Here is a 14,074-nt window from a genome sequence, read left to right as displayed (position 1 = left end):
CGCTTTACTTCCATCAGGCACGTCGCCCCCAATGCGGCAGCTTACTCCCCGGTCTTAATCACACGACAGGAAAAACGATGACCGCCGAAACGATGTCCAACCAGAACACGAAAGATTTGCTTCGTTTCATTACCTGTGGAAATGTTGACGACGGCAAGAGCACCTTGATCGGGCGACTTCTACTTGAATCGGGCGCGATCTACGACGACCAAATCGAAGTTTTGCAGGCCGAATCGGCCAAGCACGGAACTGCTGGCAGTCATCTGGATACGGCGCTCTTACTAGATGGTCTGGAGGACGAACGTCAGCAGGGTATTACCATCGACGTAGCTTACCGCTACTTCACTTCGGCGACTCGAAAATTCATTATCGCGGACACACCCGGTCATGAACAATTTACCCGCAACATGGCAACCGGTGCTTCCACCGCAGACCTAGCGATCCTCTTGATCGATGCAACAAAAGGTGTTTCCACTCAAACGCGCCGGCATGCTTTTATTGTTTCCTTGTTGGGCATTCAACAAGTGGTGCTGGCGGTGAACAAGATGGATCTGGTTGATTTTGACCAAGAGACCTTTGAGGAAATCCAAGCCGATTTTGCCAAATTTGCCTTAGACCTGGATATCCAAACGATCTGGGCGATCCCGTTATCAGCCCTCGATGGCGACAATATCGTTCAACCGAGCCAGCGAGCGGATTGGTACGATGGGCCCACGCTAATGAAGCAGTTAAACGACGCTCCCGTGACCAACACCCAATCCAACAACTCCCTTCGATTTCCGGTTCAGTGGGTCAACCGGCCCGACGCTTCGTTCCGTGGTTTCAGCGGAACGATCCTGTCAGGAAATCTGAGAGTAGGCGACGACATCACCGTGCTCCCGTCGCAAAAGAAGTCACGCGTGGAGCGGATTGTGACCATGGCGGGCGACCTTGACGAGGCCGCCGCTACGGACGCCGTAACTGTCACCCTGGCCGATGAAATCGACGTCTCCCGGGGGGACATGTTTGTCAATGACAAAGCCCCTCCGGCCGTCAGCACACGGGTCGATGCAACGATCTTGTGGATGTCTGAAACCGCATTGGTGCCGGGCAGACAGTACTGGCTGAAACAAACTACGCGGCGAACGTCATGTGAAATTCAGACGATCCACTATGGTGTTGACGTAAATACCCTTTCACGGACCACCGCGTCGTCGCTGTCGCTGAATGAAATCGGTTGCTGTCGAATCCTCTTGCGGGATCCACTCGCCTTTGATTCGTATCACGAAAATCGTGCGACGGGATCGTTCATCGTAGTCGACCGAATCAATCATGAAACCGTCGCAGCAGGGATGCTGACCGTCGTAAAACCGGAAATACCTGCAGCGGGGAATTGGGATGCCGCGTCGTCGGTAGTCCGCCCCCAACTGGCGAAGAGCCTGGTGTCAGCGGATCAACGTGCCCAGCGTTACGGCAATAAGCCACGAACGATCCTCATTTCGGGGCTAAGTGGTAGCGGCAAGACAAGCATCGCGACGGCGCTTGAAAAACGATTATTCGAGAGCAATCGAATCGCGATCGTTTTGGACGGTCAGACAATGCGTCTGGGAATCAGTCGCGATCTTGGATTCACAGCCGAAGAACGATCCGAGAATCTCCGCCGCGCTTCGGAGATCGCCAAACTGATCAACGATTCTGGACAAATCTGTATCGCCGCTTTCGTCGCTCCAAGTGACTGGGTCCGAATAAAAGCCAGACAGCTGATTGGCGAAGAACGATTTTTGCACGTCCACCTTTGCACCAGTGCGGAGGTCTGCCGCCAACGCGACCAAACCGGACAGTACCAGGCAGCCGATTCAGGTGAAATCACAAGCTTTCCAGGCGTCACCTTTGAATATGAATCACCAAACCAAGCAGACCTGGTCTTTGACACCAGCGTGACTTCCATCAACGAAGCGGTAAAGGAGATCTTGAAAAAGATATGAATAGTACAGAAATGCGAGAAGAAATTGGGTTCCTTGGTACCGAACTGGGCGAGACGATTCGACAGTTTGCAGGGGAAAAATCGTTTCAAATCGTGGAGCAAATTCGGCTTGCTGCCTGGCATCGGCGAGTTGGTTCGGAGCGTGCCGATGAGGCTCTAAAAAAGCTGATTGCGGATTTGGATCCCGACCAACTGGAGATCGTCATCCGGGCGTTCACGATCATGCTGGACCTGTTTAACTTGGTCGAGGACCGTCGCCGCATCCAAGTCCTGGACACACGTGCGAGGCAGGTCTATCCGAACCCGCGTACCGAATCGATTCGGGCCGCGTTGGCCGAATTGAAGGCACAAGGAAAATCGGCTGAGGAAGTTCAAAAGATTCTTGATACGCTCCACATCGATCTTGTCTTTACTGCCCACCCGACCGAAGCCAAACGTCGGTCGGTACGAAGTAAACTACGAGCGATTCGGCGCCTGCTAAACGACGACAACGAGGGTCAACCTCCAGAATCAAGAGATCAAACCAGGCGACTGATTCAAGCCGAGATTGCAAAGCTGTGGCACACCGATTTCATCCGGCCATGGCGACCTTCGGTAATGCAAGAAGTAGCACGCGGTCTATCGATTAAACCAGTCCTCTGGAACGAAGTCCCTCGGATCGCCGATGAAATCGCTCAGGCGGTCTCGGAGAACTATGGCGACAAGGTTCGCTCCAACCGGCCGGTCATTACGTTCGGTTCATGGATTGGCGGCGACCGCGACGGTCATCCAGGCGTCACCGCAGACGTGACCAGAAACACTTTCGAATGGCTCCGACGCGAAGCGCTCACTTTCCACTTGAATGCCTGCGATCGGTTGTTCGATTCACTAAGCATTTCAACGCGACAGGTGTCGATCGACGATCTGCTTGCCAATGCAATCGACAAAGCCGTGAAGCGATGGCCGCACTTGAAAGAACGCCTAGCATCGCTTCCCCCCACGGAATGGATTCGTCGGTGGCTTTCGATTATTCGTTGGAAGCTAGAACAGTCACAACGGTCAACCGATTCGCAAACCAAAGCGAACGGCTATCGGTCGGCATCCCAACTAGCGGATGACGTCAACCTCCTGCACCAAGCGACCGAGGTCTTTCCGTCCAATGATTACATCGCTCGCGAACTGAGTGTCTGGCAAACGCAAATCGAAACTTTCGGCTTCCATTTGGCACGACTGGATGTGAGGCAAAACGCAAGTGTCTATTCGCAAGTGGTGGGCGAACTATTACAGAAAAGGGACGCGACCCTTGATCCAGATCGATTGACCGAAGCCCAGCGCGTCGACATTTTGTCAAAAACCTTGGGGCGCAGTTTCCCGGTCGATGAATCCAGTCTGTCAAGCATTGCAACCGAAACCCTTGCTTTGTTTCGTACGCTCCACCAAGTCGCCACAGAGGAATCTCCGTCTGCAATTGGCACGCTTGTTATCAGCATGACAAACGCACCGAGTGATGTGCTAACCGTGTTGTGGTTGTGGGAGTTTACACAACCCAATTCTGCAGATTCAAATGACTGCGTCCCGATCGTCCCCTTGCTTGAAACCATTGACGACCTGACCGCCGGCCCCGAAATTTTGGCAGGAATGGTAGCGATCCCGGCGTATCGCAACTTGCTTCGCCGACAAGACGACCGACAAGTCATCATGCTGGGGTATTCGGACAGCACAAAAGATGGTGGCTACCTCTCGGCATGCTGGGCATTGCATCAAGCCCAACAGGCACTGGTAGACACCGCTAAGAAGAACGGTATTGAACTAACCTTCTTTCACGGTCGCGGTGGATCACTAGGCCGAGGCGGAGGTCCCGCAGCACGGAGCATCCTATCTTTGCCGCGAGGAACTTTTAATGGCTCATTACGATTAACCGAACAGGGCGAGGTCCTGGCGGACCGATACGATGATCCCGCGATCGCTCACCGTCACTTAGAACAACTCATTTGGTCGTCACTTTTGGCGACCGGCTCTCCCAAGGATTCGGATTCACAGCGTTGGTACGAACGCATGGAGACGGTGTCAAAGGCTTCGCTCGTAAAATATCGCGAACTGCTTGAGCAACCACGGTTCATTGAATTTTTCCGCAGCGTCACGCCGATTTCGGAAATCGAACAATTGCCAATTGGATCGCGACCTTCAAGACGCAAACCGAATGGTGGGCTGAGCGACCTGAGAGCGATCCCATGGGTATTTTCATGGACACAATCACGATGCCTAATTCCTGCCTGGTATGGGATCGGGACCGCTTTAGGTAAAACGATCGATAGTGATCAGCAACTTGCTGAACTGCATTCGATGTATTCGGATTGGCCATTTTTCCGCGCCCTGGTCGACAACGCTGAACTGGCACTTGCTAAGTCGGATTTAGAAATTGCGAATGAATATTTGAAGTTGGCCACCAATCGGGAATCTTGTCAGCAACTAGCCAACATGATCGCTGATGAGTTTCACGAATCGTGCCGGGTTGTTCTCGCGGTTACTGGGCAACAAGAGCTTCTTGATGGCACGCCGTGGTTAAAAGAATCGATTCGAATCCGAAACCGATTCATCGACCCGTTGAACCTGATCCAAGTGGAACTACTTCGTCGACACCAAGGAATTGCATCCGAAGACACTTCAGTAGAACACCGACATTTAACGCGACTGTCGATCAACGGTATCGCATCAGGCTTGCGAACGAGTGGGTAAAGTGCCCGGAACCTCGCCCTCCGCTTACCCGCGGCGAACTTGTCGCCTCAATAGAATGATTCGGTGGATTTCGTTTCCACTGACCAGCAACGCATCCTTATCTAAGAAAAACAGTGCCGGACGATTCAATCCCAGCCGAAACTCCGACGGAATCAACGATTCTTAAGCTGCTTGTTCAGATTGGGCTTACGTTCGAAATCTCAGTCGAACAATCGACGATCCTGGATCCGGAAGAATCGGCCGATGCGTTTCCGGCGGATCCTCTTGGTGGCTTTATTGCCAGTGCCAAACGATCAGGCATCTTTATCCAGGAATCGAAATTCGAAAAGGTCAGCGAAGCGATCGGGTTCGTTGAAGAGGGCTATCCCGTCATCATTGCGCAGCGGGACGGCAAATTTATCGTCATTGATTCCATGTCCGGAAAGCACTTTGAAACAACAACCATTTCGGACCAGGTTAAGCAGCAGACGGTCAGCAAGCGAACGCTAACAAAATGGATTTTGAACGACAGCGAGAAACGCTTTTTTGTCGCCAAGAAGGAGCTTGAGTGTGATTCCCTGTCGGCGGCTCATACGGATAGTCATCATGACCATCCATCTGAAACCATTTCACCGACCCGTCGATTCATTGCGCTACTGGCGCTGGAACGCCGTGACATTTGGACGGTATTCCTGTTCGCTTTTGTTGCTGGAATTTTAACTCTGGCGACACCGCTTGCCGTTGAATCGTTAGTGAATGTCGTTAGCTGGGGGACCTACTTACAGCCATTGCTGGCGCTCGGTTTGATCTTGCTAACCTGTCTGGGAATCGCGGGTGTGTTGCGAGTCTTGCAAACCGTTGTTGTCGAAATGATTCAACGTCGACAATTTGTCCGCATTGTTAGCGATCTGTCCCATCGATTCCCACGGGCCAACCAAGATGCCTTGAAGGGTAAGTTTCCCCGCGAGTTTGCCAATCGCGTGTTCGACATAATGACGATTCAAAAATCGACCGCGGTCCTGTTGCTGGACGGGGTTTCGATTGTGCTGACGACGATCCTTGGTTCCATTCTTTTGGCGTTCTATCACCCGTTTCTACTAGGTTTTGATATCGCGTTGGTAATCGCGATGATTTCGATAACCTGGATCCTTGGTCGCGGAGGCATTCGAACCGCAATCGAAGAATCCAAAATCAAGTACAAAGCCGCCCATTGGTTGCAAGACGTGTTGGCTTGCCCAAGCGTTTTTAAAACAGGTGGTGGCGAACTGCTGGCGGTCCAGCGTGCGAACCTGTTGACCGCGGAATACCTTTCCGCGCGACAACGTCAGTTTCGCGTTGTTTTGCGCCAAGTCGCCTTTGCGATTTGTCTGCAAGTGATCGCATCGACCGCACTGCTTGTCCTTGGAGGCTGGCTGGTCATTGATGGACAATTGACGCTTGGTCAATTGGTTGCCAGTGAATTGGTCGTAACCATTGTCGTGGGAGCCTTTGCAAAAGCGGGCAAGTCGCTGGAGAAGTTCTATGACTTGATGGCCGGGATGGACAAGGTCGGGCAATTGATCGACCTACCTACCGACCCGAGAAGCGAGACAGGAAAACTGCCCGACGGTCCCATTTCGGTTCAATGGAGCGACTTGGTTTTTGCGAGAAAACAATCGACTTCAAAAATCCCAACTAAAACCATCCAAGCTGGATCGACGGTCGCAATTCGAGGCAACGACCTGGACGGAAAATCAGACTTGGCTCGTGCGATTGCTGGCCTATGCAAACCATCACATGGCTATGTTCAGGTTGGCGAACATGATTCCTTCCTAGCTGCTGGCGGCCGGCAGACCCCGATCGTTGGGTATGCGGGAGATCGCGAAATCTTCAACGGAACCCTCAGCGAAAACATTGACCTGGGACGATCGGGCATCGGTCCAAGCCATGTTCGCGAGGCTTTAAGTGAAGTTGGATTGGGCGAAGCGATTCTGCGATTGCCCGACGCGCTTCAAACACCCCTGCAATCCGATGGCTACCCGCTCACGGATAGCCAAGTCACCCAATTACTGATCGCCCGCGCGATCGTGACCAAACCAAAAGCGATCGTCATCAATGGTCTGCTGGACGAACTGACTCCGCAAGTGCGAGCCAAACTCTGGATTTACCTAGCCCAGCCCGATGCGCCGTGGACATTGCTAATTTTCACCGATCATAAAGAAATCGCCGAACTCTGCGACGAACGAATCGAAATCTAACTGGCAAACGCACGACCGAACGGAATCCAGAACCAACTCTCTTCAAAGTGTAAACGTGCTTAACAATCAAGAAACCCTCGACGACTTTCCGGCGATGCAGTTGGTACGCACCGGGCGACTGGTTCGTCTGATTGCTCGCGTGACATTCATAATGTTGGTGGTTTCGATTATCGCGATGGTCTTTTTGCCGTGGCGGCAAACGGCTAGAGGGATCGGCACGGTGATTGCCCTCGATCCTCAGGAACGCCCACAACGTGTACGCAGCCCTTCGAAAGGGGTCGTCAGCTATGTCAAGGAAGGACTGCGAGAAGGATCATTCGTAGAGAAAGATGACATCGTGCTTCGTCTGACCCCGTTTGCGGCCGACGGAGTTCTACAGTTAGAAACCCAAATCATCGCGATGGAATCCAAAGAAGCTTCTGCGATGTCCAGTCTGGAAGTGGCTCAACAAGCCGCCAATTCACAACAACTAAGTGGCGAGAGTTTGGCCGAATCGCTTAAACAGGACTATCAAGCGGCCAAACAAAAGTGGGAACAATCCAAGAACGAAGTTACCTCACTGCAAGCCGAACTACAGGACAAAGAAAACCAACTGCGGATCGCCGAAGAAGTTGCCGCCAAAGGACTGATCTCTCGCGAAGAACTTTTCTCCAAGGGGCAAGCGGTTCAATCTGCAAAAGCAAAAGTCCTAAAAGCCGAAAACGGGGTGCAAGAATTCTACGCGGCACTGCTTTCCAAAGAGGAAGAAATTGAATCGAAGAGACAAGATATCGACATCAAAAATCGCACGGCAAACCAAAAAGTGCTGGAGTCGATGCAGAAAATCAACACCATCGAAAAAGAGATCATCGATCTGCGAAATAAGCGTGGCGAATTGGATCGACTAGAGATCCGAGCCCCCAGGTCTGGCTACATCCAACAATGGTTTGGACTGGAAGGAAGTGACACGATTAAAGAAGGTGATCAGTTGTTCGTCATTGTCCCTGACACCGAGGACTTGGCGGTCGAATTGAAGGTCAGTGGAAATGACATGCCCCTAATCCACGAAGGGGACCGCGTCCGCCTGCAATTCGAGGGCTGGCCCGCGGTGCAGTTTGTGGGATGGCCTTCCGTAGCGGTTGGCACTTTCGGCGGTAAAGTTAACCGAGTCTTCCCAACCGATGATGGGATGGGCAACTTTCGAGTAGTAGTTGTTCCGGATAATCACTTTGCGCGGGAGACAGGATGGCCGGACGACCGATATTTACGACAGGGCGTACGCACGAATGGTTGGGTACTGCTAAAACAAGTCCCTCTTGGCTACGAGATATGGCGACAATTAAACGGATTTCCACCTGTTGTGGCCGCCAACGAACCCGACGGGAAAGCGAAAGAAAGCAAAATGAAATTGCCCAAGCTTTGATTGCTAGCAAGCCTGTCAAATGCTTCGTGTTCATTTTGCTTGCTCTCTGTTGCCACAATGCCAGTGGGCAAGCCATCGACAACGACGCCTCGGGATCCTTCTCTCAATTTCTAAGTGAAATCGAACACCAAGAAGAATTCCAAAGTTCGCTCAGCAAACAATTGGCGAAGAAGTCGGATGAGGGATCGACCGTCACGGCCGCGGAGGAATTGCCGCTGGGAGAGCTTGCCAAATCGGAGCAAGCCGAGGAACCGAGCGATGATTCGGACATGCTAACACTTGCCGACGTCGTGGCCAGCTTGTACCGATCCTACCCGGAAATCACCCGCATTCGTCAAGAGTCACGCGTCGCAGACGGGCAATTGCTATCGGCTTACGGTGCGTATGATACGAAGCTAGACGCCCACTCGCTTTCAGAGCCAACAGGTTTCTACAGGAACTATCGGCAGGGGATCGGCGTCGCTAGGCAGACTTGGTGGGGCGGATATCTGGCAGCCGGATACCGCATAGGCCGCGGGTCGTTTCAACCCTGGTACAAAGAACGTCAAACGGACGAAGCGGGCGAATTCAAGCTGGGATTCTCGAAACCGCTGCTGCGGGGGCGTGCAATCGACGCGCAACGCGTCGCCGTCTTCCAAGCGTCTTTGGCAAGACAAGCCGCCCAGCCTCTGGTCCGAAAAACGATTCTCGATTCGTCACTCGACGCGGCTGCAATCTATTGGCAGTGGGTCGCAGCAGGGGCCGTCTTACGAGCACAGACCGAGTTACTTGACTTGGCGGAAGAACGAGGCGAACAGTTCAAGGTGGGTGTCGACGCAGGCAAATTTGCAGAAATCGACTTGATTCTTAACCAGCAACTGATTGCGGAGCGCCGTGCAAAGCGATTGGAAACCGAACAGAAGTACCGCGAGACATCTTTTAAACTAAGTCTCTTTTTACGCGATGAAAACGGTCAGCCAATGTTGCCTGATGATCGCTGGATCCCGAAACACTTTCCGCTCATCGAACGCCCCGACCTGAACAGTTTCGCAAGTGATTATGCGGCAGCGATTTCTCGGCGTCCCGAGACCGAGCTAATACGGTTCGCGTTGCGGCAAACGGAACTCGATTCTCAACTGGCTCGCAACGACATGCTGCCACAATTCGATTTCGTCGCCGAAGCGTCGCAGGATATCGGACCACCGGCGACTAAATCAGATGACAAAAGTGAATTCGAGCTAGTGATTGGTTTTCAGAGCGAGATACCCATTCAACGCCGCAAGGCACGCGGCAAGATTCAATCAACGTCGGCGAAGATTGTTCAACTGAATGAAAAACTGAGACTGGTTCAAGACAAAATCGGAGCCGAACTGAGAACCGCGCACAACGCGTTGGTCCTTTCCCAACAGGTCGTTGAGCAGGCCGATATTTCGTTACGTGCAGCGACCAAGACGCTTGAGCTGTATCGTTTCGCATTTGAAAGAGGCAAGGCAGATTTGATCTACCTTAACTTGGTTGAAACCAAAGCAAACGAAACGAAAATCAAACTTGTCGAATCGCAGCGAGCTTGGTTTGTCGCATTAGCGGAAATGCAATACGCCCTGGGACTGGATCCGCTTGATCAAGCGATGATGGTTGCCGAGCTACCGCCAAACGAACGCGAAGGCTTCTAACGCCCAAGCCTCTCAAACGTTAGTACCGCCAGCCAGCGGTACAGAACAGTGCATCGCCAAGATTCAGTTCCGATCCGTCGCTTTCGTACTCTAAACGTCGATCGAAAGCATAACCAGTCTCGGCAAACCAACCGCCGCCGCCATCCAACCGTTTTTCGATTCCTAGCGTCAGGCGAATGTCACGCGTCGACAGCTCGTCCGGTTGAAAAGACTGCCGCGTAACGGCCCAGGTGTTTCCCCCCAGGCCAATCGATCCATAAGCCCACTTTTCGCTGCGGCGGCCATCTTTGGCGAAACGGTAGGCGAGCATTGAACTGGGGAAACGCAAATCCAACTGGACAACACGACTGGGAGTCCAAGTAAGCCCGATTGCTGGCAACACAGGAAGATCGGCACGCCCCAACACAACGGCCCCGCCGGAAAGGGTCAGACGGTCGGGCACACACTCCCAATTCAATAGCCCCAGGGCGAAGATTCGGAAAGCGTTGTCGCTGGTCGTCAAATCACTGCGAATGGAGGGGCTGAAGACGACGATCGCCGAAAGCCGTTCGTGAATGACTCGTCGATAAAAGAACTGAAGCTCGAACTGATATAGCTGGCTGGGAATATCGATCGACGGATCGGCGTCGATCCAATCGATTCGGAAACGAGGCGTTATGCCTAGAATATTGTCCAGACTCCCCAAGGGGATCCCACTTCCAATCGACGCATCCAAATAAGAACTGCTCAGCCCGCCATCGCCCGTGTCGGCAAGAAAACCGGTCGTTAGCGAAATGCTTTGCAGTGCCTGTTTCTTAAATTTGGCTAGTTCCGCTTCGGTATCGCCAAGGTCATAGTTCACGCTTTCATCAAAGACCATTCCGTCATCGCTGCGTAGGTCCATCAACGGTTGCTGCGCAAAGCAACAAACGGTTAGCAGAACCATTAAACAGGCAAAAAGCCGACGCATTCCAATCCTTTGCGATGCATCCTTAAAACAACAGCAGAACAGTACACCAAAGTCCCCAAGGAACTCCATGCCATTCTATTGCGGAAACAAGCCCAATCAGGACAAAAGAAGTTCCAAATCGACAGCCTGCAGGCCCGACACAAAGACAGGGGCAAAGACTTGGCCGTGCTATCCCGGAGTGGCCTGATGAAAATCATTCCACGGTCGATAGCTGGGCAGGTTAGGACGGGACTGCCCGCCAAGAAAGTGGCTCGCGAGTGAGGGGAATTGCGAATGGGCTATCCCTGCGGGACGTAAAAAACTTCTAGGTGACGATTTCAACCCTGTCCATCCGAGTCTGAGTGCAGTGCTTTTAGCCCTCCGGGGCGTGCGATTCATAAGTTGCGAGTGTGGCAGGGAGAAAAGGCCCCATGCCAGCTTGCCAGGAAATCAATTTGCCAAATGGCAAATCCAGCGAGCCATCGCTTTAGCAGGTCTGCAACAGTTCATCGTTAAGTTCGAATTCGATCGACGATTCCTTGGCAGGGTATGGCTCCAGTTCACCACGAAGGACCTTCACTTCGGCGGGTGCGACGATTCCCAGGGTGATTCGGTTTCCTTTGGCTCGGACTACCTGGACCGTGATATTTCCGTCGATGACCAACTTCTCACCAATTTTGCGACTTAGTACTAGCATTGGATTCTTCCTTGATTTCGATTGCTGCGGCGAAGTGATTTCGTTGGATTGCCGCCTCCCAACACAATTAGTATCAGCAGCGGCGTGACAACTTAGGTCCTAGGCTTCGCGAATCGGTCGCGAGCTCCCAACATTGACATGTGTTTCGCGGCGTGCATACTCCAATCGCTTGCAGCAACTCTTTTGGGTTTTTGGGTTTTTGTTTGTTCGCATGAAACGTCGCATCCAAACGCGAATTTTCGATGAAACGGGACCAACCGCTTGCACTTTGCACGCAGCAAAACCCTTGTTATCTGCGATTGGATTTTTCTGACACCACCCGAGCGATAAGTGAATGACAACGGATAAAGCCCCACCGCGTACCAAAAGTCGCTGGCCGCGGAAGAGTCGCAGTAAAGCCCTGATGATCCTGCGTCGCGTGCACCTGTACATCGGCCTGTTCCTCCTTCCCTGGGTGTTCCTCTACGGTGCTACGGGAGCCATGCTCAATCATTCGGGGCTATTTCCTGAAGCCGAAATATCGCGGGTGGAGGCGAGTAAACTGGCGGATTCCGCATGGGCGAACTTTCCTGACGGAGCTGAATTGGCCGAGCAAGTCCTCGCGGCCATGCGCAAAGCTGCCCCCGATTCCACTATCGAAGTGAATCCCGACCAAGCCCCCGAATTCACCAACGACATCGCCTTCGAACTGAAGGAGGGGGGAACGAGGCATGCCGTTCATCTAAACCCCGTCGACAAGTCGGCCTGGGTTGCCAAATTCCCTGAGAACCATGAACCTTTTGAACCTGCCCTGAAAGAAATCGATCGACTCCAAATCGCCCCCAATCCGTTCGAAATTGCCAAGCAGACCGTGCCAACAGCCCTAAACCACACGGGCATCGAATCGAACGGAAAGATCGAACCGCTCGGCTGGTGCAAGTTGAATTTCCTTGCGAAGGTCGACGACACCCCCGTCCGCGTCACTTATGTCCTTCGGGATGGGCACGTGGACATCACCAAATACACTGGCGAAGACGGGTATTCACCTCGTGCGTTTTTCGTGCGACTGCACACCTCGCATGGCCAGCCCCCTCATTGGAATTTCCGCAGGATCTGGTCTCTGTTTATCGATGCAATGGCGATCGCGATGGTCACCTGGGGCGTCACCGGTTTGCTGATGTGGTGGCAGATCAAGCGAACGCGCCTGCTGGGAGGAATCGTCCTATCGCTAAGCGTGGTCACCGCGGCGACCATGTATTACGGCATGATGCATTTCTATGCCACCACCAAGCTGTAGTGCACCGTGTCGCCTGCTTTGCGCCCTTGCCAGCCGCTAATTGCCGCTTTTTTAGCTGATTAGCACTTTTTAGGCAGTAAGGGCTTGCCGAATGGGCGACAACGGAATTACTATTGAGACTAATTCTCAGTTTCAGCACCAAGCCAGCTTGGGATTGTCGGGTTCGCCCGCTTTCACCTCCGCCAGCCAGGAACGCGACAACTAATGTTGACAACTTTCTATAGCAGAGGAAATCCATGCACTTTGGCAACCATAAACCATCGAATCGCAACGCTTTTACGTTGGTTGAACTGCTGGTCGTCATCGCTATTATCGGCGTCCTGGTCGGGCTGTTATTACCTGCAGTGCAGGCGGCTAGAGAGGCAGCCCGCCGAATGCAGTGCAGCAATAACCTGCGTCAGGTGGGCTTGGCTTGCCACACTTACCACGGCTCGCTGAACACTTTGCCACCGGGCAGGCTGGTCTACGATGGAATCGGCTCAACGGGTAATCCCACCAAGGTGGTGACAGGATTCTTGGCGATGGTCCTTCCTTTCATGGAAGGATCGAATCTGCATGACATCTACAACCAACATTATGGCTTCGATGACATCGCCAACCAGCCCGCCGTCAATCAACAGGTACCCTCTTTCTCCTGCCCATCCTCACCAAGCGATGGCGTCATGCCGATCTACTCCGGATGGAACGTTGGCTGGACGACCGACGTAAGTGCACTTCCAAACATCACGGCCATTGCAAGCGACTATCAAGGCGTTCGCGGACTGCATCATCTGCAACAGTCGACGTCGGGCGGCAAGGTCCACGTATGGGATGAGGACTGCGGCATCCTGAATGAAACAGGAAGCCGATTTGCTGACATCCTTGACGGGACCAGCCAAACGATTCTGCTTTTCGAAATGGCAGGAAAACCGAAGCACTGGAATCAAGGAAAGCAGCAACCCGACCCAACCAACGCTCAGTTCTATGCCTACGGACCATGGGCCGGCAACAACGGCGTCGGCATCTACAACTGGTCGCAAGACGGAACGACGAAGGGCTGTGACACCTGCGAACGATTCATCAATGTTGATAATGAGGCATCCCCCTACGCGTTTCACCCTGGCGTCGTGATGATTGTCTTGGCGGACGGTTCCACACGAACGTTAAGCGAAACCGTCTCACCAGATATTTTCTCGAACCTCAGTCGCAAAAACGACCATAACGTCATTGGCGACTACTAGGCGGC

9 protein-coding genes are annotated in these 14,074 nt (G+C 52.9%); 7 read left to right on the top strand and 2 right to left on the bottom strand.

Annotated features, from left to right (window positions below):
- Window positions 1-77 precede the first annotated feature (77 nt).
- From cysN to FF011L_RS01145, 5 genes are all read left to right on the top strand, one after another.
- Window positions 78-1,964 (top strand): sulfate adenylyltransferase subunit CysN, encoded by a 1,887-nt coding sequence (cysN, locus tag FF011L_RS01165; RefSeq protein ID WP_145349569.1) that lies wholly within the window; start codon window positions 78-80, stop codon window positions 1,962-1,964.
- The gene (gene ppc / locus FF011L_RS01160; protein WP_145349568.1) at window positions 1,961-4,678 is read left to right on the top strand and encodes a phosphoenolpyruvate carboxylase; all 2,718 of its coding nucleotides are present in this window, start codon (window positions 1,961-1,963) and stop codon (window positions 4,676-4,678) included. The genes cysN and ppc overlap by 4 nt, the downstream gene beginning before the upstream one ends.
- A gap of 113 nt (window positions 4,679-4,791) precedes the next feature.
- The gene (locus FF011L_RS01155; protein ID WP_145349567.1) at window positions 4,792-6,894 is read left to right on the top strand and encodes an ATP-binding cassette domain-containing protein; all 2,103 of its coding nucleotides are present in this window, start codon (window positions 4,792-4,794) and stop codon (window positions 6,892-6,894) included.
- Window positions 6,895-6,949: 55 nt separating this feature from the next.
- Window positions 6,950-8,296: an HlyD family secretion protein gene (locus FF011L_RS01150; RefSeq protein WP_145349566.1), complete on the top strand. Its 1,347-nt coding sequence runs from the start codon at window positions 6,950-6,952 to the stop codon at window positions 8,294-8,296.
- Between the two features lie 26 nt (window positions 8,297-8,322).
- Window positions 8,323-9,948, top strand: a complete 1,626-nt coding sequence (locus FF011L_RS01145; protein WP_246109654.1) for a TolC family protein — start codon at window positions 8,323-8,325, stop codon at window positions 9,946-9,948.
- 19 nt (window positions 9,949-9,967) lie between these two features.
- On the opposite strand, the gene FF011L_RS01140 is transcribed toward FF011L_RS01145, so the two are convergent.
- Together FF011L_RS01140 and FF011L_RS01135 are read right to left on the bottom strand one after the other, a co-directional pair.
- Window positions 9,968-10,897 carry a DUF6268 family outer membrane beta-barrel protein gene (locus FF011L_RS01140; RefSeq protein WP_145349564.1) on the bottom strand — a complete coding sequence of 310 codons (930 nt, stop codon included), beginning with the start codon at window positions 10,895-10,897 and terminating at the stop codon, window positions 9,968-9,970.
- Between the two features lie 466 nt (window positions 10,898-11,363).
- Window positions 11,364-11,573 carry a carbon storage regulator gene (locus FF011L_RS01135; RefSeq protein ID WP_145349563.1) on the bottom strand — a complete coding sequence of 70 codons (210 nt, stop codon included), beginning with the start codon at window positions 11,571-11,573 and terminating at the stop codon, window positions 11,364-11,366.
- Window positions 11,574-11,907: 334 nt separating this feature from the next.
- On the opposite strand from FF011L_RS01135, the gene FF011L_RS01130 reads away from it, so the two are divergent.
- Window positions 11,908-12,849, top strand: coding sequence for a PepSY domain-containing protein (locus FF011L_RS01130; protein ID WP_145349562.1), 942 nt, complete (start codon window positions 11,908-11,910; stop codon window positions 12,847-12,849).
- 236 nt (window positions 12,850-13,085) lie between these two features.
- A complete protein-coding gene (locus FF011L_RS01125) occupies window positions 13,086-14,069 on the top strand; it encodes a DUF1559 family PulG-like putative transporter (protein WP_145349561.1) in 984 nt (327 codons plus the stop codon).
- The last annotated feature ends 5 nt before the right edge of the window (window positions 14,070-14,074 follow it).

Origin of the sequence: Roseimaritima multifibrata (genome assembly GCF_007741495.1) — a bacterium.
In the GTDB taxonomy this organism is placed as follows: domain Bacteria; phylum Planctomycetota; class Planctomycetia; order Pirellulales; family Pirellulaceae; genus Roseimaritima; species Roseimaritima multifibrata.
Note: the sequence above shows the minus strand (reverse complement) of the source record. Positions and strands in the feature narration are given on the sequence as shown.